The sequence below is a fragment of the Hymenobacter perfusus genome, from assembly GCF_003944765.1.
In the GTDB taxonomy this organism is placed as follows: domain Bacteria; phylum Bacteroidota; class Bacteroidia; order Cytophagales; family Hymenobacteraceae; genus Hymenobacter; species Hymenobacter perfusus.
Map to the genome: position 1 here is coordinate 48,203 of NZ_RWIU01000006.1, position 21,843 is coordinate 70,045.

General features: G+C 56.8%; 19 protein-coding genes. 17 read left to right on the plus strand and 2 right to left on the minus strand.

The features are described from left to right. The first annotated feature begins 75 nt into the window (after positions 1–75). From EI293_RS16890 to EI293_RS16925, 8 genes are all read left to right on the plus strand, one after another. Entirely contained in the window at positions 76–873 is a 798-nt protein-coding gene (locus EI293_RS16890) for a Hachiman antiphage defense system protein HamA (protein ID WP_125439727.1), read from the plus strand. Beyond that, the gene (locus EI293_RS16895) at positions 863–3,328 is read left to right on the plus strand and encodes a DEAD/DEAH box helicase (RefSeq protein WP_125439728.1); all 2,466 of its coding nucleotides are present in this window, start codon (positions 863–865) and stop codon (positions 3,326–3,328) included. Before EI293_RS16890 ends, EI293_RS16895 begins: the two co-directional genes overlap by 11 nt. A 221-nt stretch (positions 3,329–3,549) precedes the next feature. Next, positions 3,550–4,326 carry an MBL fold metallo-hydrolase gene (locus EI293_RS16900; RefSeq protein ID WP_125439729.1) on the plus strand — a complete coding sequence of 259 codons (777 nt, stop codon included), beginning with the start codon at positions 3,550–3,552 and terminating at the stop codon, positions 4,324–4,326. 384 nt (positions 4,327–4,710) lie between these two features. Further along, complete coding sequence (locus EI293_RS16905) at positions 4,711–5,346, plus strand: ABC transporter ATP-binding protein (protein ID WP_125439730.1); 636 nt, start codon at positions 4,711–4,713, stop codon at positions 5,344–5,346. After that, positions 5,343–6,464 (plus strand): hypothetical protein, encoded by a 1,122-nt coding sequence (locus EI293_RS16910; protein ID WP_125439731.1) that lies wholly within the window; start codon positions 5,343–5,345, stop codon positions 6,462–6,464. The genes EI293_RS16905 and EI293_RS16910 overlap by 4 nt, the downstream gene beginning before the upstream one ends. 95 nt (positions 6,465–6,559) lie before the next feature. Next, on the plus strand, positions 6,560–7,513 hold the full coding sequence (locus tag EI293_RS16915; protein WP_125439732.1) for a hypothetical protein: 954 nt from the start codon (positions 6,560–6,562) through the stop codon (positions 7,511–7,513). Positions 7,514–7,692: 179 nt separating this feature from the next. Beyond that, positions 7,693–9,510, plus strand: coding sequence for a peptidoglycan D,D-transpeptidase FtsI family protein (locus EI293_RS16920; protein ID WP_125439733.1), 1,818 nt, complete (start codon positions 7,693–7,695; stop codon positions 9,508–9,510). A 103-nt stretch (positions 9,511–9,613) separates the two neighbouring features. Continuing rightward, positions 9,614–10,099: a hypothetical protein gene (locus EI293_RS16925; RefSeq protein WP_246010707.1), complete on the plus strand. Its 486-nt coding sequence runs from the start codon at positions 9,614–9,616 to the stop codon at positions 10,097–10,099. A gap of 78 nt (positions 10,100–10,177) precedes the next feature. Here EI293_RS16925 and EI293_RS16930 read toward each other — a convergent pair whose 3' ends face one another. Together EI293_RS16930 and EI293_RS16935 are read right to left on the minus strand one after the other, a co-directional pair. Next, positions 10,178–10,543 (minus strand): hypothetical protein, encoded by a 366-nt coding sequence (locus tag EI293_RS16930; RefSeq protein ID WP_125439734.1) that lies wholly within the window; start codon positions 10,541–10,543, stop codon positions 10,178–10,180. After that, a complete protein-coding gene (locus EI293_RS16935) occupies positions 10,530–11,027 on the minus strand; it encodes a DoxX family protein (RefSeq protein WP_125439735.1) in 498 nt (165 codons plus the stop codon). Before EI293_RS16935 ends, EI293_RS16930 begins: the two co-directional genes overlap by 14 nt. A gap of 414 nt (positions 11,028–11,441) precedes the next feature. Between EI293_RS16935 and EI293_RS16940 the strand changes: the two genes are divergently transcribed. The 9 genes from EI293_RS16940 (at position 11,442) to EI293_RS16975 (ending at position 21,785) form a co-directional block, all read left to right on the plus strand. Beyond that, complete coding sequence (locus EI293_RS16940; RefSeq protein ID WP_125439736.1) at positions 11,442–14,204, plus strand: PAS domain-containing protein; 2,763 nt, start codon at positions 11,442–11,444, stop codon at positions 14,202–14,204. 127 nt (positions 14,205–14,331) lie between these two features. Next, positions 14,332–15,333, plus strand: coding sequence for an alpha/beta hydrolase (locus EI293_RS16945; protein WP_125439737.1), 1,002 nt, complete (start codon positions 14,332–14,334; stop codon positions 15,331–15,333). Between the two features lie 135 nt (positions 15,334–15,468). Further along, positions 15,469–16,296 carry a rhomboid family protein gene (locus EI293_RS16950; protein ID WP_125439738.1) on the plus strand — a complete coding sequence of 276 codons (828 nt, stop codon included), beginning with the start codon at positions 15,469–15,471 and terminating at the stop codon, positions 16,294–16,296. 174 nt (positions 16,297–16,470) lie between these two features. Then, positions 16,471–17,574 carry a bifunctional transcriptional activator/DNA repair enzyme AdaA gene (locus tag EI293_RS22595; RefSeq protein ID WP_125439739.1) on the plus strand — a complete coding sequence of 368 codons (1,104 nt, stop codon included), beginning with the start codon at positions 16,471–16,473 and terminating at the stop codon, positions 17,572–17,574. 394 nt (positions 17,575–17,968) lie between these two features. Next, positions 17,969–19,384: a trypsin-like serine peptidase gene (locus EI293_RS16960; RefSeq protein WP_125439740.1), complete on the plus strand. Its 1,416-nt coding sequence runs from the start codon at positions 17,969–17,971 to the stop codon at positions 19,382–19,384. Between the two features lie 123 nt (positions 19,385–19,507). Further along, positions 19,508–19,834 carry a carboxypeptidase-like regulatory domain-containing protein gene (locus EI293_RS16965; RefSeq protein WP_125439741.1) on the plus strand — a complete coding sequence of 109 codons (327 nt, stop codon included), beginning with the start codon at positions 19,508–19,510 and terminating at the stop codon, positions 19,832–19,834. Between the two features lie 125 nt (positions 19,835–19,959). Further along, positions 19,960–20,097, plus strand: a complete 138-nt coding sequence (locus EI293_RS22140) for a hypothetical protein (RefSeq protein WP_170170416.1) — start codon at positions 19,960–19,962, stop codon at positions 20,095–20,097. Positions 20,098–20,363: 266 nt separating this feature from the next. Continuing rightward, a complete protein-coding gene (locus EI293_RS16970; RefSeq protein WP_125439742.1) occupies positions 20,364–20,996 on the plus strand; it encodes an FKBP-type peptidyl-prolyl cis-trans isomerase in 633 nt (210 codons plus the stop codon). A gap of 201 nt (positions 20,997–21,197) precedes the next feature. After that, the gene (locus tag EI293_RS16975) at positions 21,198–21,785 is read left to right on the plus strand and encodes a hypothetical protein (protein WP_125439743.1); all 588 of its coding nucleotides are present in this window, start codon (positions 21,198–21,200) and stop codon (positions 21,783–21,785) included. The last annotated feature ends 58 nt before the right edge of the window (positions 21,786–21,843 follow it).

The following is a 21,843-nucleotide window of genomic DNA, read 5'->3' on the forward strand; positions in this document are numbered from 1 at the left end:
GTGCTAGTTACTATGCCATCAGTTAGTGACTAGCACCTCTTTTTTATGGTTAAACCCTAAAAATAACAAAGTAAAATGCCCATAAACGGTATAAATATCACGAATGATCATCCTCGCATCATATGTCATGTAGATGAGTTCAGCGACTGTATTAAAGAAAAAATAAAGACCAATCTACAGAATATATTTCATGGCTCAGAAGCGGTAAAAAACAGACCAAATTATCATACGTATACAAATACATTGAAATGCTTTTTCGATAGATACAAGGATAAAAGCAACGAAACCAAGAAAGGAATGATAGGCGAGCTATTAGCACATATACTAATTAGCGACACACTATCAAACCTTCGAACTATATCTATTTATAAAAACAAAGAAGAGAGAAGCATCAAGAAAGGTTTCGACATTGTCTATATTGACAATAAAAATTCATTATGGTATTCAGAAGTAAAGTCAGGAGATAGTGCAGGTGCTAGCGCTGACAATTACAATTTTGAACTTCTCACAAGGGCTATCAATGGCATCACAGATATGTTTGATAGCAAAAGAGAATCCTTATGGGAAAGCGCAATCATTGATGCTTATATGACAATAGATTCAGAATCACAAATTAGCGTACAAGATCTTTTAACAGGAAACTCGCCTATGAGCAACAATGAAAATGATATGCCTAGAAATGCAATATTAGTGTCTGTACTTTATCATGACGTCAAGGAAAGAATGACACAAGAATCACTTAACAAGCTGTGGAAAAACCTAAGTAGTCGACCTAGCATTGCCAGTGCAATCATATTCTCAATACAAAAAAGCACATTGAAGAAAGTAGAAGATTTCCTAAAATCAGAAGCAGGTATCACAGATGGACACTAATTCCCTTAACATCGCAAGAATCCGAAGAAATATCAGTAACACTATTTTTGAAACAGCTTATAATAAATTAATATCAAATCAAATAGAACAATTGATTAATAATGAAAAAAAACTTTTACTAAAATCCGCAATAATATTTCTTAATACACTCGACGAGAGCTTAGAAAAGCTAGGATACAGAATTATATTATCATACTGTAATCAATCCAATGATTACAAACCGTTATATGACGTGGCTCTAAACAAAGGATACATACCAGTTGCTAAATATATTGAATTAAATTTTCTTAAAACCGATAGATCTGACAATAGCTTCTTCAATACTCTTCTATCATCCTATAAAGAAAATTATTCTCGCAATGGTGTTTACCTGTCGGAAGGTCAGCAAGAGTTAGTTGACTTTGTTGATTCAACCGAAGGCGACTTTGTATTGGTTGCACCCACCTCTTACGGGAAATCAGAAATAATCATAGATAAGGTAAAGAAGAATAAATCTAAAAAAGTCTGCGTAATCGTTCCGACAAAATCATTATTAGCGCAAACCAAACGACGTATAATCAATAATAATTTACACAATGAAATAAACAAAATAATTACTCATCCTGATATGTACTTAGATAATCAGGAAAGCTTTATTGCTATTCTTACTCAGGAGAGGTTATTGAGGTTAACACAAAAATTTCCTGATTTCACACTCGACCTTCTTCTCGTAGACGAAGCGCATAATTTATTAAAAGGAGATGACAGAGCAATCTTGCTAGCCCAAGTTTTATTAATTACAAGGAAGAGAAACCCGAATTCTATTATTAATTTTTTCTCCCCATTCATAGCAAACAATCATAGCTTAGAATCCCCATACTCATCTAAACAACTATCCTACAAGAAGACTGAAGAGTTCATAAAGATAGAGAAATATTTCTCCATTGACGTTCAAAATAATGGACATCTAGAACTCTATGACCAGTTCACAAATAAATTTATTTCAATAACGAAATTCAATAAAACCAGCGATTTAGAATTCGTTAATACTTACAAAGCAACTAAAAATATTGTATATATAAATAAACCACGAGATATAGAAAATTTCTCAATAAAAGCATCACAAATAGAGCCATATAATGTCTTGAACAAATTCATTAATGAACTAATAGCATCAATTACAGAGTATGTACACCCCGAATATTACCTTATTGATTGCATTAAGAATGGCGTAGTATATCACCATGGATCGGTCCCCGACATTATTAGGTTGTATATAGAAAGCGCTTTCTCTCAGCAACAACATTTCGATTTTATTGTCACAAACTCAACTTTACTAGAAGGAGTAAATATTCCAGCAGATAAATTATTTATTCTATCACCTAAGATTGGCAATAGATACTTCACAAAATCAGAATTAAAAAATCTCGCAGGAAGGATATGTAGATTTAGTGAAATCTTCAATACCTCAACAGGCAGTTTACAGCGCCTAGAACCATCAATATATTTTATCAAAGGACAATACGTTAGCAGCAAGGCAAACATCAATGGTTTTATCGAACGTTCATTAAGATCAGACCTGATAATCTCAGACAAAATTGACAATGTACTTCTAAAAGAACTTGACGATATAGAAGATTATGACGAGAAGTCTAAAGCAGCAGAGTCGTTAGAATACCTTGAAAACATCGAACCTAATACGGTTAAAAGTGACTCTATATTCTATGCCCAATCAACAATTGCGCAGTTATGCTACAAAAATAACGTACATGATTTCGACATAAAGAAAAACGAAGAATCTCTAAAGAAAAATTTAGCAGAAAATTTATTATTTGATATAAACACTTCTTCTTATTTAGTAAGAGCAATAACATTGCTTTTTACTAAAGACATTGATTTATTGGATGATAATTTCAAAAGAATGACTTCCCCTAGCGTTCAGCGATACTACACCATACTTTTGCAGTGGAAGGCGGACGCTCTATCATTTAGCCAGATGGTAGTATATCTAGCAAATTATTGGATATTATCTGACAACGCTTTAATATACGTAGGCAACAAATGGGGTGATATCAACCACGAGCAAAAACAAGGATCAAGAGGATATATAAATCTCACTCAAAAGACCTACAAGCAAATCATCAACCTTGCCATCGTAAGAGTCAAAGAAGAATTTGACTATATAGATAATACTCTAGTTAAATATATTGAAATAATAAAAGAGCTAGGTCTTGTTGAAAATAACTTTTACAATCAAATAAAGTACGGCACTGACAATCAAACCATCATCTGCTTCATAAGAAACGGATTCACTATGGAGCTGGCACAAACACTTATAAAAGAAGTATACCAAGATTATCTAACAATAGATCTTAGTAATGACACAGTTATTATAAACTCCGATATAACTCAAGCAATGATTGAAAATGGCGAGAATAGAATACTTATCTTTGAAGTTAGATACCATATAAAATAATAGCTATTCCCATCTAACGCGAATTTTGGCGCAGCAGTAACTCATAACTAGGCATAATGTGGAGGCTGCACCCCCATTGTCGCAAAACGTCAAACCCCAAACCACGCCGCCAAGAGCAATCTGGGCGGCGTTTTCTATGCGCCAACTCCTGCGCCCCCAGAACTTTCGCCCCCGCCCCGGGTTAGCAACCCGTTCCCCTTCTCCCCCCAACAAGCAACCCCATGAAATCCACCCTCATCCTCGCGGCAGCCCTGGCGTTTACCGCTCAGGCGCAGGCCCAAACCGCCCCCGCCCCGCGTGCCGCCGCCGACCAGATTGCCACCAAGAAAGGCCCGCTCACGGTGCAGCCCATCACCCACGGCAGCGTGGTATTTACCTGGAGCGGCAAGAATATTTACGTGGACCCCTACGGCGGAGCCGCGGCCTACGCCGGCCTGGCCGCGCCCGATGTTATCCTCATCACCGACATTCACGGCGACCACCTCGACCCGAAAACGCTGGCGGGCCTTTCCGTGGGCAAGGCCCTGATGATCGTGCCCCAGGCCGTGGCCGACAAGCTGCCCGCTGAGTATAAGGCGCAGGTCCGCGTGCTGGGCAACGGCCAGAAGCTCGATACGCTGGGCATGAGTGTAGCCGCTATTCCGATGTACAACCTGCCCGAAGCTCCCGACGCGCCGCACACCAAAGGCCGCGGCAACGGCTACGTGCTGAACCTGGGCGGCAAAAACGTGTACCTCTCCGGCGACACCGAAGACATTGCCGAAATGCGCGCCCTCAAGGACATCGACGTGGCCTTCGTGTGCATGAACCTACCCTACACCATGGACGTGCAGCAAGCCGCCCAGGGCGTATTGGCCTTCAAGCCGGGCATGGTGTATCCGTATCACTACCGGGGCCAGAATGGCCTGAGCGATGTGGAAAGCTTCAAGAAAACTGTGAACCAAGCCAACAAGAAAATCGACGTCCGGCTGCGCAACTGGTATCCGGCGGCCCAGTAACTCAACTCCCAAACCGATACAGGTGTAGGCAACGCCACCCGGATTGCTCCGGGTGGCGTTTTGCTGAGCGGCCCCGCCGGATGTGCAGGCAACCCGAAGGCTTTTTATGGCGCGCTGCGGCAACAAGCGAGCAAAGCCGACGTTGCGGACGCAGCCACAAGCAGCGGGCGACTCAGATAGTCAGCCAACAGTAACCGTATCGTCATGCTGAGCGGAGCGGAGCGTAATCGAAGCATCTCTCCCGCTTCGTTGGGTTACTATTGCAACAAAGCAGTAGAGATGCTTCGGCTTCGCTCAGCATGACGTTCTGTTTGCTAGCCGTTTACTCTTGATTGACTACGCTGGGGTTGCGCGGCGGCTTACCCACCTATTCGTTAGTGCCTCATGCTCACTATTCACAACTTCCACAAAGCCTACCACGGCCACACCGTTCTTCGCCTGGATGAGTTCACCATCGACTCCGGCATTCACTGGCTGCGCGGCCACAACGGCTCCGGCAAAAGTACCTTCCTGAAGGCCCTGGCCGGCATACTTTCCTTCGAGGGCGATGTGACGATTCCCCCGGCTATATCGCTCAAAAAGCACCCGACGGCCTACCGCAGCGCCGTAAACTTTGCCGAAGCCGAGCCCGTGTTTCCCGATTTCCTGACGGGCACGGAGCTGATCCGGCTGTTCAAATCGGCTAAAAACGCGCCGGCCTGGCAGGAGGAACCTTACGTGGAAAGCATGGGCATGACGGGCTACCTGCCGGACCGCATCAGCACCTATTCCAGCGGGATGCTCAAGAAACTCTCGCTGGTGCTGGCCTTCCTGGGGCGGCCGGCCTGCATCCTGCTCGATGAGCCCCTGACCACGCTGGACGCCGAATCCCTACCCATTCTGTCGGCCTGGATTGCGGGGCAGCACCAGCAGGCAGGCACCACGTTTCTGTTATCCTCGCACCAGCCAGTTGAAGGGGAGTTGCTGCCCAACGTGCGGGAAATTCTGGTGGCCCAGGCGACACTGCACCACCTCGCATGAGCAGCGCCCACACCCGCGTGCTGACCAAACTATTGGCGAAAGGATTTTACCGGGAACACACCGGTTTACTCCTCTCGCTGTTCATCCTCATTTTCACCAATTTTTTCTATACCAACGTCCTCAACCAAACCCACCTGACGCCCGAGCAGATTATTGAAACGGCGCTGAAGCTGGTCATCTCCACTGTCAGTGAGCCGCTGGGCGTCGGGCTATTTGCGAGCGTATTGTTGGTGTACAGCGTTAAGACCTGGCAATACGTTGGCGCGCGTTTGAAAGCACCGGATGCGGCTTTTCTATTTTACAGCCTCAACGCCCTGAGCCGCCCCCGGCAGCTGCGGGCCTGGGCGATGGTGCAGCTCGTCATGGCCTTGCCGCTGGTGGTGCTGGGCGGGTACGCCGTGCTGGTGGGCGTGGCGTATGGGTACTGGCTGGTGCCGCTGCTCATTCCGATGTACCTGCTGGCCCTTATCGGGTACAGTGCGTGGCGGTACGTGGACCTCACCAACAACCCGGCCGCCGAGCCGGCCCGGGCCGTTGGGCTGACGTGGCTGCGCACCTGGCCCAAGCCACTGTTCAGCCTGTTCCTGTTTGAAGTCGTTTTCCGCAAACGCGTGCCCTACGCCGTTACCAAAGCGGCTTCCCTCATCAGCATGGCCCTGGTACTCGGCGTATTCCCCGATTCCCGTTCCGATTTGCGGCTGCTGGGGCTGGTGGGCTTGTGCGGGGCCCTCATTCACGCGGTACTGGTGTTCCAGGCCAGCGAGTTTGAGCTGACGTACCTGCGCTTCGCCCGCAACTTTCCGCACAGCAAAGCGCGGCAATACGGCCGGCAGCTGGCCCTGTATAGCCTGCTGCTGCTACCCGAGGCGCTGGGGCTGTTCTTCGTTGCCGCGCCGCCCAAAGCCCTCACCGGCTTTCTGCTGATGCTGGGCGTCACGCTCCTGTTCCGGGCCGTGCTCTACCACCTGGGGCACCACCTGAAACGGTACCTGCGGGTGGTGTTCGGGCTGTTTATCGGCTTGCTGCTGCTCGATTTGTTTGGGCTGACGCTGCTGCTGGCCACCGGCAGTTTTCTGGCCGCCTGGGTGCTGCTGTACCGCCACCGCTACGCAGAGTAAGCCAAGAGCCAGTCGTTGCGAGGTGCCCTGAGTGGCCCTGAGTTTTCTAGTTGAATTATCTATATAGATTTGAGCGAATAAACACTTTCCCCTCTATGCGCCTTTCCCGTTCGTTTGCCTGGTCTGTTCTGCCCCTTAGCGTGCTGCTGGCCGCTGCGGGCTATGCTCCTGCACCAGTAGCCTCATCAGTGGCCGTGGCCGATTTTACCCAGGGCGTGATTACCACCCGCGTGTCATTGCCCGGCAACCCCTACGACAAGTTCCTCAGCCAGATTGACCCGGCCAAAGGCAACATCCAGGGGCAGATGCAACAGTTGGCCGGGCGGCTCACGGCGGCGGAGCAGCAGCAGTTTCAGGCCGCTGCCGCCGACCTTAGCCCCGCCATGACCATCGGGGCCATGATGCTGCCGCGCAAAGGCACCCTCTACTGCCGGGGCCGGGAGGCGCGCGCCACCACCGACGCCCTTACCTACCACCTCGAAAACTACTTCAACCTGGCCACCAACAAAGGTCTGCTGCGTATCGTGTCACAGTCGGCACCCCAAAGCATCAATTACACCTACGATGCTGCCTCGGTAGAAAAAACCTGGCAGAGCATTGTGGTAACGGACACTGACTACACCCTGCGCACCACTCCCGAAACGGTGCTGGTGGCTGGTTACCCTAGTCAGAAAACGACGTACACCCTCAAGCCCGGTGCCGAGGAAACCAAGCCGGCAGCCCCCGGCCAGCTCTCCGAGAAGCCCGTAGCCCTGGACGTATGGACGTCCCGCCAGATACCGCAGAGCCTGAATTTTGCTCATCCGGTCTACCTAAACCAGGCGCACGGCATTACTCGGCTGGTAGTGTACTTCGATAAGGAGCGGAAGCAGCAGTTGCGCTATGAGTTTACCACGGTGCAGGCCCGACCCGTTACCGACAAGGAGCTGAAAATAACCACCACCGCACCCGTGCTCGACTATACCAAGGACGCCATGCAGATCGGGGTAAAAACCATGGCCCTCATGTTTGGGGGCGGCCCTCAGGCCCCGGCTGCTACCGACGAGTAGCCTTAGGTTTGCGGCCTGCCAATGCCACGCCGCAGAGAGAAATTCGGGTGGCGTTTTGGTGGCGGTGCTTTTTGGGGAAGAATGGTGGTGGGGGCAGAGGGGCCGTTGCTTAACCGGCCGGCCGCCTCTTTCACCGAGAACTGTACCCTCGAAGCCCGGCAATTGGCTAGCTTTACCCCATGCGCATTGCTCTCTTCCGGTGGCAAACCGGCCTGCTGGCACTGCTGGCCGGCCTGGCCGCCTGCTCTTCTCCCGACCAGCAAACCAGCCTCCCCCCCGCCCAGGACGTGCGCGTACGCTACACCGCCCGCCGCGTGGTACTGCCCCAGCTGCCGCAGCGGGGCCGCATCCTCGACCGCCACGACTCGGTGCTGGTAGCCACCCGCCCGCAGTTTCTGCTGCAGCTGCCCCAACGCCCCCCGCTCGATACCCTGGCTCTGGGCCTGCTGCTGGGCTGGGATTCCACCACCGTACGCCGCCGCATCCGGGAGGCGCTGCCCTATCCCGGCACGCGCGGGCAGGCGGTACAGCTGCGCCTGACCACCGCCGAAGTAGCGCGCGTGCGCCAGGACAGCGCCGCCTGGCCCCGGCTGAAACTGGTGCAGCAGCGCCACCGCCTCTATACCTCCCCGGCTGCTGCCCATGCCCTGGGCTACCTCAGCGCCGAAGCCCAGAGCTTTTACCGGCAGGCGCGCCGCACCGGGCGAGGCCGCTTCTACCGCCTGCGCAACGGCGGCGTGGAAACCTATTACAACGGCCTGCTGCGCGGCCACCGGGGCTACCAGCACCCGCTGCTCGATGCCCAGGGCCGGCAGCACGGCAGCTGGGCGAAAGACACCGCCTTCCAGCAGGGCCAGGACTTGCACCTCACCCTCGATGTGAAGCTCCAGACCTATGCCGAGAAGCTGCTGGGCGGCCGTAAAGGCTACCTCGTGGCCCTCGACCCGCGCACCGGTGAAATCCTGGCCTACGTCTCGGGGCCGGTGATTGACGCGGCCACGATTACCGCCCCCGATCAGGCCGGTGTGCGCGCCGAGCTGCTGGAGCACGAGGATATGCCCCTGCTCAACCGCCCCGCCATGCTGGCCAATCCGCCCGGCTCGGTGTTCAAGCTGGTAAATGCCGCCGTGGCCCTGCAGATGCACGCCATCAGCCCCGCCACCGGCTTCCGCTGCGACCAATCCTTGGTAAGCTGCGTGCATCACCACCCGCCGGGCCGCAGCCTCACGCTGGGCCTCAAGTACAGCTGCAACCCCTACTTCTACCAGGTGATGCAGAGCCTCATCAACTGCGTGCCCGACTCGCTGGCCCAGGATACCGTGGCCGCCCGCCACGCCAACCTGGCCCAGTGGCGGCGCTACGTGCGCTCCTTCGGGCTGGATTCGGTGCTGGGCGTGGACCTGCCCCGGGAGGCCCCCGGCTTCCTGCCCACCCCGGCCTACTACGACAAAACCCGAGGTAGCCGCCGCTGGACTTACCGCTCCATCTATTCCCTCAGCATCGGGCAGGGCGAAATCAACCTGACAGGCTTACAGATGGCCAACATGGCCGCCATCATTGCCAACCGGGGCTGGTACTACCCGCCCCACCTGGTGCGCGGCGTGGGCACGGGCGGCCCGCTGCCCCGCTTCACCCGCAAGCGCCACACCCTCATCGACAGCGTCCACTTCGCGGCCCTCATTCCCGGCATGGTGGCCGTCATGCAGCGCGGCGGCACCGCCGACGCTTCCAGCCTCGCCGACGTGGGCATTACCGTGGCCGGCAAAACCGGCACCGTGCAGAACGACGAGGGCGACGACCACGCCGCCTTCGTCGGCTTTGCCCCGGCCGACAACCCAAAAATTGCCGTGGCCGTGTACCTGGAAAACGGCGGCTTCGGGGCCACCGCCGCCGCGCCCTGCGCCGTGATGGTGATGGAGAAATACCTACGCGGCTCCATAGCCCCCAAGCGCAAAAACTGGGAACGGCGCATCATCAGCCGGGCCAGGCAGGAGTAGCAGAGGGCACTGATCCGGAGCTGACTAAAGTCCCAAAACGCGAATCATACGGATGGCAATCCGGACATCCGTATGATTTGCCGCATCTTCTTTCTCAATTACTATGAAACAACTTCTTCCCTCGTTGAAAACAGCAAAATTTCTAACCGTTCTACTACTGGCTACGCCACTAAGTGCCTGCGACGCTTTATTTGGAAAAGAAATTGCCCGCCTACCCATCAATACCATTAGCACGCCAAGAAACGACGCGTTTCGCGAAGTGAGCCTGCCGCTAAAAAAAGACGATGCCATTTCCATCTGGTCGGACATGGACCTGTCTTATCAGGGCGAGGCGCCCGTCCGGTTTCAAGTGCTTATCCTGAAGAATGGCGCCGCATTCCAGCAGGCAGAGCTGGACCCCACCAACAAAAACGTGAGCGTTGGCGAAGTGAAGACGACCATTAACGGTAAAACTGATTGGAGCTTTTCGGGTAAGAACGGTGAGGTCAGGATTCCGGAAAATGCCACCTATACCTTCAAAGCCCGGCTGGTGGCGGCCGACAATCCAACGCTAAAAATCACGAAAGCAGAACTGGTGCTGAAGAAGTAAAATACTGCTTTGGCGGGGCGAAGCAGCAACCAATTCCATGCCCCCCAATTGCACGCCGGCATACTGTACTGGCAATCCTCAGGGCCGCACGTTGAACCGGGCGCGGTACGTGGTAGTGTCGCCGGGACCGAACTGGATGCGGCGGTTGTCGGCGTCCTGAAATTCAAACTCGCCATTGACGGTGAATTTCACTTCCGTAATAAGGTAGCCGGTATGGGTCGTCACGACGGCGCGGTAGAGGGTACTATCGGGGCCCGTGGGCTTGAGTTGCAGGTCCTGGCCCCAGCTCAGGGGTTTGTCGCGGCCCCGGATGCCTACCTGGCGCACGTCGGGCAGGCCGCGCACATCGAGCAGGTACACTACGGTTTTATCGTGGGCGGGCTGCACGCAGCCGGGCAGCAGCAGGCTACCGAAGATGAGGAGCAGCAAACTAAGCGTTTTCATGGCGGCGGGGTTTGGCGAGGAGGTAATCGAGACCGAAGCGGCCGGAGCCCAGCACCAGCGAGGGCAATGCGGCCCACAGAAAACCGGCGGCGGGCAGCGTATTCCACATTCCCTGCGGCAGCTGCTGCATAAAAATGGCCACCAGCATGGTGCAGCTAATCAGAAAAGCCGACACCCGGGTGCCCAAACCCAGCAGCAGCAGCAGTCCGCCCACGGCCTCACTGGCGGCCCCCATCCAGGCGAAGAAGCCCGGCAGCAGCGCGAAGATGCCCCCGTAGGCGGCCACATCATTCGGGAACCAGAAGGCCACCTCGAACAACTCCAGGTTATTATCGGCCGGCGACCAGGGCAGGCCGAACTTGGCGACCCCGAACTCGGCGGTCAGCAGGTAGCCGCACACCACGCGAGGGATAATCAGCAGGGCATCCTGCCACCAGTGGAGCAGCACGAGGGGTTCGAAAAGCGGGCGTAGCAAACGGAGCATACCAACAGGGTTGAGGGGAAAGGGAGAAATTAATTGACCTCGCCGACAGCAGCGGAGTGAGCCAAAGCACGGCAATGCAGCTTATCCCTGTGCCCCAATTCATATATTGGCACCCCAACCAAGCGAATCTGGGCTGCTTTTCGCGGATATGCGCCCTGGATGGGTCTGTTTGCTCCTGTTCTCTATAGCCCGCAGCCAGCTTCCGTCCGGCGCGTGACGAGTGAGCTTTTCCGGCCGAAACCCGGCAGGCGGTATTTTATGCGCCTCCTACCCTGTCCTGAGGCCCCAGGCTGTACTCTGCACGCAATAACTACAGGCCGCATTGGATGTTCTCCTCGAAATAGCGTACGTGAATAGCCAGCCTTGGCTGCATATGCGCACCTTCCACTTTTTGCTACCTGCCACCCGCCTTTCATGACCGACTACGCCGCTCTGCTACCCGTGTTCAATGCACTACCTGGGGCTAATCTGCTTATTACCCCGCAGCTGCTGATTGAAGCGGTCAGCAACGACTACCTGGCGGCTACTCTCACCCGGCGCGAGCAGTTGGTGGGGCTCTCGGTCTTCGACGCTTTGCCTGACCACCCGGCGGCGGCCCAGGCCCCTTCTGCCGGCCGGGAACTGCGTGCTTCGCTGGAACAGGTCCTCGCTACCGGGCAGCCGCACACTATGCTCCAGCAGGGCTATGCCATACCCAATCCACACGCGCCCGGCCGGTTTATGCAGCGTTACTGGCAGCCGCGCAATCTGCCCATCCACGACGAGCAAGGCCAACTACGCCATATTCTGCACACCTTAACCGACGTTACCGAACAGGCGCAGGAGCGCGGGAATTTCTACCAGATTTTTGAGCACACCCCGGCCGCCATCTGTATTCAGCGGGGCCCGGAGCACCACTACGAATACGCTAACCTTGCTTATCAGGCATTTTTTCCGGGCCGTCAGCTGCTGGGCCGGACCGTGGCCGAAGCCCTGCCCGAAACGGTGGAAGCGGGCATTGTGGCCCTGCTGGACCGCGTGTACCAGACCGGCGAAACCTACTTCGGCCACGAGTTGCCGCTGATGGTGGACCAGCCCAATGGCCAGCCGCCCCGGCAGATGTACTTCACCTTCACCTACCAGGCCTACCGCGAAAACGGGGAAATTGTGGGCATCTCCACCTTTGCCTACGATGTGGCCGAGCAGGTAATACTACGCCAGCGTGCCGAGCAGGAACGCACAACGGCCCTGGCCGCCATCAGACGCCAGGTGGAGGAGCGCGAAATGTTTTACCAGGTCTTTGAGCAAACCCCGGCCCTGGTGCAGCTGCTCCGCCAGCCCGGCCACCGGATAGCCTACGTGAACCCGGCATATCAGGCCCTGTTTCCCGGCCACCAGTTGATAGGCCGTGACCTGGGCGAGGCGCTGCCCGAGCTGGCAACGCAGGGTTTTGTGGCCCTGCTGGACGGCGTGTACCAGACCGGTGAAACCTATGTGGGGGTAGAAGTGCCGCTGAACCTGGCTGCCACGCTCACCCACCCTGCCGGCACGTATTATTTCAACTTCACCTATCAGGCCTACCGCGAGCAGGGCCGGATAGCCGGCGTGTCCGTTTTCGCCTATAATGTAACGGAGCAGGTACTGGCCCGGCGCCAGCGCGAAGCGGAGCGCCTGCGCCTCCACGAGGTATTTGCGCAGGCCCCGGTGGCCATCTGCGTATTTGAAGGCCCCGACTACGTGCTAGACGTAGTGAATCAGCCCATGAGCCAGATGCTGGGCCGCCCGCTGCCGCAGCTGCTGGGTCAGCCGTTCTTTGAGGCCATGCCCGAGTTGGCCGACCAGGGCCTGCGCTTCCTGCTGGATGAGGTTCGGCGAACGGGCGTGCCGTTTGTGGCCCGGGAGCAGGAAATCCGGCTGGCTCGCCACCAACCCCACGAAACCGGCCTGTTCGATTTCGTATATCAGCCCCTGCATGACGAATACAACGAGGTGTCGGCCATCATCTGCGTGGCCACGGAAGTCACCACCCAGGTAGCGGCCCGGCGCGTGGTAGAGCAGCGGGAAGAATCGTTCCGTCTGATGGCAGACAACGCCCCGGCCATGCTCTGGGTAACCGACCCCGACGGTTATTGCACCTACCTCAACCAGCCCTGGTACGCCTTTACGGGCCAGACCGAGGCGGAAGCCCTGGGTATGGGCTGGGTAAGCGCGGTACACCCCGAGGATGCCCCGGCGGCCGGCCAGGCCTTTATAGAGGCAAATGCTCATCGCATTCCGTTTCACTGCCTGTACCGCCTGCGGCGGCACGATGGACACTACCGCTGGGCCGTTGATAGCGGGCAGCCGCGCTTTACTCAGGATGGGGAGTTTGCCGGCATTGTAGGGACGGTTATTGATGTGCACGAGCAGAAGCTGGCCGAGCTGGCCCTGCAACGTCTTACGCTGAAGCTGCGCAACTCCCGCGACAAAGCCCAGGCCCTCAACACGGAGCTGCAAGCCACCAACGGGCAGCTGGTGCGCACCAACGTCGACCTGGATAACTTCATTTATACGGCCTCCCACGATCTGAAGGCTCCTATCACCAATATTGAGGGTCTGCTGTACATGCTCCGCGACGAGTTGCCCGCCGACCTGCAGGCCAACGAGGCGGCCCACCTGATGGCGTTGATGCAGGACTCGGTGGAACGGTTTAAGCGCACCATTGAGCACCTCACCGATGTTTCGCGGCTGCAGCAGGAGCACGACCAGCCCGTGACGGAAGTAGTTCTGCGGGAAGTAATTGAGGATGTGCAGCTTGATCTGGCCCCGCTGCAGCAGCAGGTGGGTGGCCAGGTAGAACTGCACGTTGAGGACTGCTCAACCATTATGTTTTCGCCGAAAAACCTGCGCTCTGTGGTGTATAATCTGCTCAGCAATGCGTTTAAATACCACCATCCCGACCGCACGCCGCAGGTCCGGATCAGTTGCCGGGCCGAGGGCAGTTACCAGATTCTGGAAGTGCAGGATAATGGACTGGGGATTGAGCAGGGCCGGGAGGACCAGCTCTTTGCCATGTTCCAGCGGCTGCATACCCACGTAGAAGGCTCCGGCATCGGGCTGTACATGGTTAAACGGATGGTAGAAAACGTGGGCGGCAACATCACGGTGCAAAGCCAGCCTGGCGAGGGCTCCGTCTTCTCCGTCTACTTCAAACGGTAATTGGGGACCTTTGCATTCAGGCTACTACCGGGTCGTTCCTGTGCATCTCTGCCAGCGGTTTGAGCCGGAAAAGGCAGTGACGTTCGGAAGCAGTACTTTTCGGAATTGACATCACTCCAAGGTCCGCATGCTACCGCTTACTCCCCTGGCCCACTACCGTCTGCTGCTCCTGCTGCCCCTGGCCCTGCTCACGCGCCCGGCCCGGGCCCAGCAGCACCCCGCCTTCCCCCGCGACACGTCGTTTACGGTGCATAGTGCCTATAGTAAGGCAAAGAAGCAATATCCTGATATTACGGTGGCCCGGCCGCCGGTGCCAGCCACCGTACGGGCCCGAACGGATATTGTGTACTGCATCCCGAACGGCCACCCGCTGAAGCTGGATGTATTTTACCCCAAACCCAGCCGCCGCCGACAGCTGCCAGCAGTGCTTATTGTGCACGGCGGCGGCTGGCGCTCCGGCGACCGAAGCCAGCATATGCCCCTGGCGCAACAGCTGGCGGCCCGGGGCTTCGTAGCCGTTACCGCCGAGTACCGGCTGAGCACGGAGGCCCCTTACCCGGCCGCCATGCAGGACCTGAAAACGGCTATCCGCTGGATGCGGGCCAACGCCCGGAGCTATGGTCTGGATACCGCGCGCATTGCTGTGTGGGGATTTTCGGCGGGCGGCCAGCTGGCCGCCCTGGTAGGCACCACCAACCAAAACCCGCTGTATGAGGCCGGCAACTGTTACCGCAGCCGTTCCAGCAGCGTGCAGGCCATTATAGATGCCGATGGTATTCTGGCCTTCATCCACCCCGAATCGGGGGAGGGCGACGACAGCCGGAGCCTTTCCGCCGCCACGCAATGGCTCGGCAGCAGCAAACAGGCCCGGCCGGAACTGTGGCAGCAGGCATCGGCCCTGAGCCACCTTGGCCCGGCTACGCCGCCCATCCTGTTCATTAACAGCGGGGTAGACCGTATGCACGCCGGCCGCGACGATGCGCGCCGCCAGCTGGCGGCCCTGGGTATTTACTCAGAAGTACAGCGGTTCCCGGAAGCACCTCATCCGTTTCCGCTCTTCAACCCCTGGTTTGCGCCCACGCTGGAGTACACGGTGGCCTTTCTGCGCCGGGTTTTCGGGCAGCCATAGGGGGCGTTTTTCACAGGTCCCGATCAGCGGCAGCCAATCAGCACCCAACCGCTCTAGGAAATCCGGACGCTCCCGCTGTAACTTGCCCGAAGGCGTTGGTTCGGCCTGTTCAGTTTATAGCTTAGGGGTGTTTCTATGGATGACTTGGGCATTGTGGGCCTGGGGTTGGTGTTCGTGCTGGTGTTGGTTTCCTATCGGGGCATGCAGGACCCGGCGTATTTCGCTCGGTACGCGTTTGAAGTAGGCGCAATCCGCTACCGGCGGCAGTACCTGCGGCTGCTGTCATCGGGGTTCCTACACGTTGGCTGGTGGCATCTGGGGTTCAACGTACTCACGCTCTGGTGCTTTGGCGGGGCACTGGAGACAGTGGTGGGAATGCAGAATTTCCTGCTGCTCTATTTTGTGAGCCTGGTTGGCGGCAACCTATTTTCCTTGTGGCTGCACCGCCACGAGCCCCGCTACACCGCCGTCGGGGCCTCGGGAGCTATCAGCGGCCTCATTTTCGCCAGTATTGCGCTGTTTCCGGGCATTGAGGTAGGCATGTTGGGCATTTACCTGCCGGGCTGGCTGTACGGGTTTCTGTACGTGTTACTCTCGGCCTATGGCATTACGGCGCGCCGCGACAACATTGGTCATGATGCGCATCTGGGCGGCGGCTTGGTCGGCCTCGTTACCGCCATCGGGTTAGTACCGGAGATTCTGCGGCTGAATTACCTGCCTATCCTAGCTATTGCGCTACCCGCAGCAGTATTTCTGTACCTGCTGCTACGCCGTCCCGCCGGCCGCCTGCTGGGAAATCTGTTTACCTCCGGCCACCACTACCAAACCGTTGATGACCGGTACCATGCCCGCAAGCGCGAGGACGCCGCGGAACTGGATGAGTTACTGAAAAAAATCAGTGATAAGGGCCTGGAGGGCCTTAGCAAGCGTGAGAAGCGGCAGCTGGAAGAGCTTTCCCGTTAGCCTGTTTCCGCAGTAAACCGGCCGGAACGTTTTACCGGCACCGCCAAGCTCCCGGGGCTTGTGGCCCATCTGCTCGAACGGGAACAAGCAACAGTAAAAAAATGCCTGTCCGTTTTCCGGTTGCAGCCCGGAGCGAATGGTGCGTGCTTTGCCGGTATACTTGTTCCCAGCCGTATGATTGCTTCCACCTCTGCTCCCACGCTTCAGTTGCCTTTCCCCGATCCTTCCACTGCCGAGTACTACCAGGCCCTGGTAGCCAAAGATGCCTCCTACGAAGGCCGGTTTATTGCGGCTGTAAAAACAACCGGCATCTTCTGCCGTCCTACCTGTCCGGCGCGGAAGCCCAGGCCCGAAAACGTGGAGTTTTTTGCCACTACCAAAGAGGCGCTGCTTCACGGCTACCGGCCCTGCAAAGTATGCCGGCCGCTTATTGCCCGGGATGCCACCCCCGACTTCATCCGGCAGCTGCTGCAGGAGCTCACGCACCAGCCCGCCACCAGAATCACCGATTATCAGCTGCGCCAGAAAGGGCTGGAGCCGGTTACGGTGCGCCGGTGGTTTGTGCGCCAGCACGGCATTACGTTTCACGCCTTCCAGCGACTCAACCGCATTAACCTGGCTTTCAAGAAACTACAGCAAGGAGAGTCGGTAACGGCAACGGCGTTTGACAGCGGCTACGAGTCGTTGAGCGGGTTCCAGGAGTCGTTCAAAACGGTTTTCGGCGTGGCGCCCACCCGCAGCCGGGAGCAGCAGGTCATCAACCTCACCCGTCTCGAAACCCCGCTGGGCACCATGCTGGCCTGCGCCACGGAAGCGGGCGTCTGCCTGCTGGAATTCACCGACCGGCGCGGTCTGGAAACGGAGCTGAAGGATCTGGCGCGCCGGCTCAACGCAACCATCGTGCAGAGCGACAACCCGTTGTTTGGGCTGCTTCGCACCCAACTGGCAGAGTATTTTGCCGGCCGCCGGCGGGAGTTTTCAATACCGCTGGTGACGCCGGGCACGGCGTTTCAGCAGCTGGTGTGGCAGGAGTTGCGCCGGATTCCGTATGCTGCCACCCGCTCCTATGGGCAGCAGGCCACGGCGCTGGGCCGCCCGACAGCCGTGCGGGCCGTAGCCTCGGCCAATGGCCTGAACCGCTTGGCCATCCTTATTCCCTGTCACCGGGTGCTGGGGGCCAATGGGCAGCTGACCGGCTACGCCGGCGGACTCTGGCGCAAAAACGCGCTGCTGGAGCTGGAAAGCGGCACCACACCGGACGCCGGTTCCATTGCCTGAAAAGCCTATCCTTACCAGCAAAGGCCCTGAAGTTCCTCCTTTAGCCCTCGGCATATCACTGGCTATTCCAACTGCTTTTTTGCTGAGCGGTATCGTTAGGACGCTGGGCTATCTGTTGCGCCAGGCGCGGGGATTGGGCCTCCGGTTCAAGCCTGCACGAGGAGGAGGACAACGATACCTGCTACCGTTGCTGAGCATTCCGGCCCTATTTTTTACCAGGCTCTGCCCCCGTGACAGAGCTTTTTTTATGGCTAATAAGTAGCAGCTGCCATTCGATCCAACATACTGTTATACAAGTACAAATAGCTGTTTGTCACATGTTTATGCTATTGAAGCCAGCTGGTATCCTGGGTAACTTGGTCTATCCTTTTACCCATCACAACCTCCTACCACTATGGAAACAAAGTTCAGAGTAACCCAGCGTAACGGTCAGTACGACTATGACCTGCCCCCCACCGGCTACGGCCCGATGGGTGCCCCCTCTGCCGGCCAGACCGGCAACGAGGCCGGCACGATGGAGGAAGTCATTAATGAGGTGGCCGGCTCGAATGAGAATCAGGAGTCGGAAGGTTTTGGGACGGAAGCTACCGGCAACGAGCCAACCCTCACGGATGGGCACCGCCCAATGAACAGCCCCCAGAACCGCCTCACCACGAACAACAATGAGGGCAGCCTGTCCGATGAATCGGCTGAGGCCGATGGGGCTGCGCCCGAATCGTTCTATGAGAGTGTGGAAGGCTGGGAGGAAAACCAGCCGACGGAGTCGGACCCCGAGGCCGAACCAGTGGTGGAAGCCTCCCTGGCTGACATGGAAGCCTCCGAGGGTGGGCAGGAGTTTTTTGGCGCTCTGGCCGCCCTGATTGTTCCGCTGGCCAAAGCCGTACTCCCCTCTCTGGCCGGAGCCGCCGTGAAGCAGGGGACCAAGCTGGTGCAGGGCATCGTGAAGCCCAAAGCCAAGAAACTCAGCCCCGCCATTCTGCAAATGCTCAAGCAGGCCGGCGTCAACCCTGCCATCCTCAAGCAGCTGGAATTCAGCGAAGCCACCGACAGCGAGGCCGGCTCCGACGAAGCTACCGGCCTGGACGAAACGGATGTAGAGGCCCTGGCCCAGCAGATTGAAGCCCTTGAAGTCGTTATCGGGGTGGATGACCGGGCGCGGGTGAACAATACGACGGTGATACCCTGGAAGCGGATCTGCCACCTCAAAATCATGGCGGCCGATGGTAAATCCTACCTCGGGACGGGCTTCTTTATCGGGCCGCGCACAATTCTCACGGCGGGCCACTGCGTGTACATTCACGGCCACGGCGGCTGGCCCCGCCAGATTGTGGTGACGCCCGGCCGCAACGCCGAGTCGGAGCCTTTCCAGAAGTTTACGGCCACGGCCTTCCGCTCAGTGCAGGGCTGGGTAACCAATAAATCCCGGAACTACGACTACGGCGTTATTCAGCTCCCTAAGAATGCCAGCGTTTCGCCCAGTATCGGCTCCTTTGGCTTCGGGCAGTTTCCGGATCAGTTCCTGCTCGATAAGCGCCTGAACACGGCGGGCTACCCCGGCGACAAACCCGCCGGCACTATGTGGTTCAACGGCCGCAAAGCCAAGAGCGTTACCGCCCGCACCATCACGTATGACATCGACACGGCCGGCGGCCAGAGCGGCTCGCCCGTGTGGTTCAAGGACGCAATGGGCAGCCGCATTGTGGTGGGCATTCATACCAACGGGGCGTCGTCGGGCAACTCTGCCACGCGAATTACCAAGCCCGTATTCGACAACCTGAAAAAGTGGCGGCTGGAAGGTGGGGCCGCCTGACAACAGGCACGGCTATATTAGGGAGCCAGGGCCTGAGAGCCGGCCCTGGCCCCTTTCTCCGGCCCGGGGCCGGGGCTTGTCTTGCTGCTGCTGGGTTGTAACGCACCTACTCATCCTACTACTATGGGAAACATAACGGGTATCGTTCGGGATACCACCGACGCCCCCCTGGAGGACGTGAACATGATCATCGTATCCGGCCCGCCGCACCCTGATATCGTAGCCATTACCGACGCCCGGGGCAGGTTCGGGTTTGATAATCTGCGCCCCGGTCATTACGTTCTCAAAGCCTACGGCCGGCTGGAAAGCGACGAAATTCCGGTGCAGGTGCGGGCCAGCCAGCCGCCCTTCGTGGAAATATGGCTGGGTACCGCGCCGGCGGCCGAAGAGAATTACCTGATAGATGAAGAAGGCTATTTCGGGGATGAGGATACGCCGCGCGCAGATTAGCCTTGGTTGCGGCGGATTTCCGTGGCCGGACGGCAAATAAATGATGCTTGCATAACAATTTCCTGCCCGCCGCGCAGTATCTTTGTATCCAACAAACTGACCTGCATTCACATACACATAGTTTCATGAAAAAGAGCACTGCTGCCGTTTCTTCGCTGCTGGTTCTGGGCGGACTAGGTTCCCTGAGTTTCCTGGCCGTTCAGGTCCTCGACCTGAACCTGTTTTTTGATCTCCGCGACGAGGAAGAGCTACACTTCTGCTAAGCAGCCTGTTTCCCGGTTTTGCCCAAACCCCGCCCCTTCGGCGGGGTTTGGTGCGTTCAGAGGAATACAAACCGGGGTTCAAAATCAGGGCATTACCTGCGGGGAGCGAAAAAAACCATATCCATTCGCGCCGGTTTTCGGTACTTCACAATTCCGGCCGCCCACGGTGGGCAGCCGGCCCCCTTCCTCTCACCTGTTGCCGCGCCTGCTGCTTTTTGCAAGAAAAACTTATTCCTTGCAGGCAACGCATCGAAAATCACTGATTTATGAACCTGACCGGCTTGAAAGAGCAAATCAGCTACATCATCGGCCGCGACATGGCCCGCAACTTCGCCCAGCAGGGCCTCGATCTGGACATTGACATCTTTGCCCAGAGCATGAAGGAGGCCCTTACCGGCGAGCCAACCCGGCTTACCCCCGAGCAAATGCAGAGTGCCATGCAGCAGCTACAGGAACAGCTGGGCGGCGGCGAAGACCAGGATGACACCCAAGACCCCAATACGATGAGCAACAACAAAGCCGAAGGCGAAGCCTTCCTGCAGGAAAACGCCAGCAAAGCCGGCGTAACTACCCTGCCCAGCGGCCTGCAGTACGAAGTACTGACCGAAGGCACTGGCCCCAAAGCCGGCCCGACTTCCTCGGTAACCACCCACTACCACGGTACGCTTCTCAACGGCACCGTATTCGATTCGTCGTACCAGCGCGGCCAGCCAGCTACGTTTGGCGTAAACCAGGTTATTGCGGGCTGGACAGAGGCCCTGCAATTGATGCCCGAAGGCTCAAAATGGCGCCTGTACATTCCCTCCGACCTGGCCTACGGTAAGCGTGGTGCCGGCCGTGACATTGGGCCCGATACGGCGCTCATCTTTGATGTAGAGCTTCTGAAGGTGAACAAGTAGCAGCCGGAGGTGCTACCTTAACACGGCCTGAAGGCGACATGCGGGAATAAAATTCTTGCGCACTGTTCGCTTTTGCTTTGTTAGTTATTGACGTCTTCTCTGCTTCATCTCATCATTCTAATGAAAGCCCCGCTGCCGTCCGTGCGCCTCGTCCCGCCTCAATGGGTACGAACCACTACGGCCAGCGGGGCTTTTTCAGCTATGTCCCACTCTACCGTACCAGAACCAGCAGCAACTCCCAAGCAACCGGAGGAAACGGCCGGCCAGCTGGCTTCGCTCCCACCTGAGCCTCACTTTCAGCCATTACCACCGCCGCCACCGGAGCAGTTTTCCGTTCTGCGGAGTGAGGACGGCCGCGTGGAGCTAACCAGCGACGGCCTGGAGCTGAACGGGGAACTGTTTGGCTGGCGCGAGCTGGAGGGCGTGGATGTGCGGCCGGTACGCTGGCTGCTGGGCGTAATGCTGGGCGCTTTTACGCTTTGTGTGTTTATGCTGGGCTTTCTGCAGTTCTGGCTCCGGACGGTGCCGGCCGCCCTTGGCATGGCCCTGGGCGTTACGTTACTGGCCTGGGGGGCACGGGGCACCAACCGCTGGCGGTTGTACCGGCCGGGTCAGGAGCCCCGCCACTTTGCTTTCTCGGGGCCGGCGCGCAGCTGGCAGCAGCTGGCGCAGGAAGCGAACCGCCGCATCCGGCAGCGCCACGATGAAGCTGCCGCCACGGCAGCTTATTGGCTGCAGGCTGCTGAGCCCACTACTTTGACATCTCAGCACCAGATCAGCGGCTTTTGATTTCACTTGGGTGCTGTTACTTTTCCGGGCTGCCTGCGTAAGCGCGCCGTAGCGGCGG

What these genes read in the sequence shown, in the direction of transcription:
- EI293_RS16890 (WP_125439727.1), top strand. Translation starts at nt 76, where the DNA reads ATGCCCATAAACGGTATAAATATCACGAATGATCATCCTCGCATCATA.
- EI293_RS16895 (WP_125439728.1), top strand. Translation starts at nt 863, where the DNA reads ATGGACACTAATTCCCTTAACATCGCAAGAATCCGAAGAAATATCAGT.
- EI293_RS16900 (WP_125439729.1), top strand. Translation starts at nt 3,550, where the DNA reads ATGAAATCCACCCTCATCCTCGCGGCAGCCCTGGCGTTTACCGCTCAG.
- EI293_RS16905 (WP_125439730.1), top strand. Translation starts at nt 4,711, where the DNA reads ATGCTCACTATTCACAACTTCCACAAAGCCTACCACGGCCACACCGTT.
- EI293_RS16910 (WP_125439731.1), top strand. Translation starts at nt 5,343, where the DNA reads ATGAGCAGCGCCCACACCCGCGTGCTGACCAAACTATTGGCGAAAGGA.
- EI293_RS16915 (WP_125439732.1), top strand. Translation starts at nt 6,560, where the DNA reads ATGCGCCTTTCCCGTTCGTTTGCCTGGTCTGTTCTGCCCCTTAGCGTG.
- EI293_RS16920 (WP_125439733.1), top strand. Translation starts at nt 7,693, where the DNA reads ATGCGCATTGCTCTCTTCCGGTGGCAAACCGGCCTGCTGGCACTGCTG.
- EI293_RS16925 (WP_246010707.1), top strand. Translation starts at nt 9,614, where the DNA reads ATGAAACAACTTCTTCCCTCGTTGAAAACAGCAAAATTTCTAACCGTT.
- EI293_RS16930 (WP_125439734.1), bottom strand. Translation starts at nt 10,543, where the DNA reads ATGAAAACGCTTAGTTTGCTGCTCCTCATCTTCGGTAGCCTGCTGCTG.
- EI293_RS16935 (WP_125439735.1), bottom strand. Translation starts at nt 11,027, where the DNA reads ATGCTCCGTTTGCTACGCCCGCTTTTCGAACCCCTCGTGCTGCTCCAC.
- EI293_RS16940 (WP_125439736.1), top strand. Translation starts at nt 11,442, where the DNA reads ATGACCGACTACGCCGCTCTGCTACCCGTGTTCAATGCACTACCTGGG.
- EI293_RS16945 (WP_125439737.1), top strand. Translation starts at nt 14,332, where the DNA reads ATGCTACCGCTTACTCCCCTGGCCCACTACCGTCTGCTGCTCCTGCTG.
- EI293_RS16950 (WP_125439738.1), top strand. Translation starts at nt 15,469, where the DNA reads ATGGATGACTTGGGCATTGTGGGCCTGGGGTTGGTGTTCGTGCTGGTG.
- EI293_RS22595 (WP_125439739.1), top strand. Translation starts at nt 16,471, where the DNA reads ATGATTGCTTCCACCTCTGCTCCCACGCTTCAGTTGCCTTTCCCCGAT.
- EI293_RS16960 (WP_125439740.1), top strand. Translation starts at nt 17,969, where the DNA reads ATGGAAACAAAGTTCAGAGTAACCCAGCGTAACGGTCAGTACGACTAT.
- EI293_RS16965 (WP_125439741.1), top strand. Translation starts at nt 19,508, where the DNA reads ATGGGAAACATAACGGGTATCGTTCGGGATACCACCGACGCCCCCCTG.
- EI293_RS22140 (WP_170170416.1), top strand. Translation starts at nt 19,960, where the DNA reads ATGAAAAAGAGCACTGCTGCCGTTTCTTCGCTGCTGGTTCTGGGCGGA.
- EI293_RS16970 (WP_125439742.1), top strand. Translation starts at nt 20,364, where the DNA reads ATGAACCTGACCGGCTTGAAAGAGCAAATCAGCTACATCATCGGCCGC.
- EI293_RS16975 (WP_125439743.1), top strand. Translation starts at nt 21,198, where the DNA reads ATGTCCCACTCTACCGTACCAGAACCAGCAGCAACTCCCAAGCAACCG.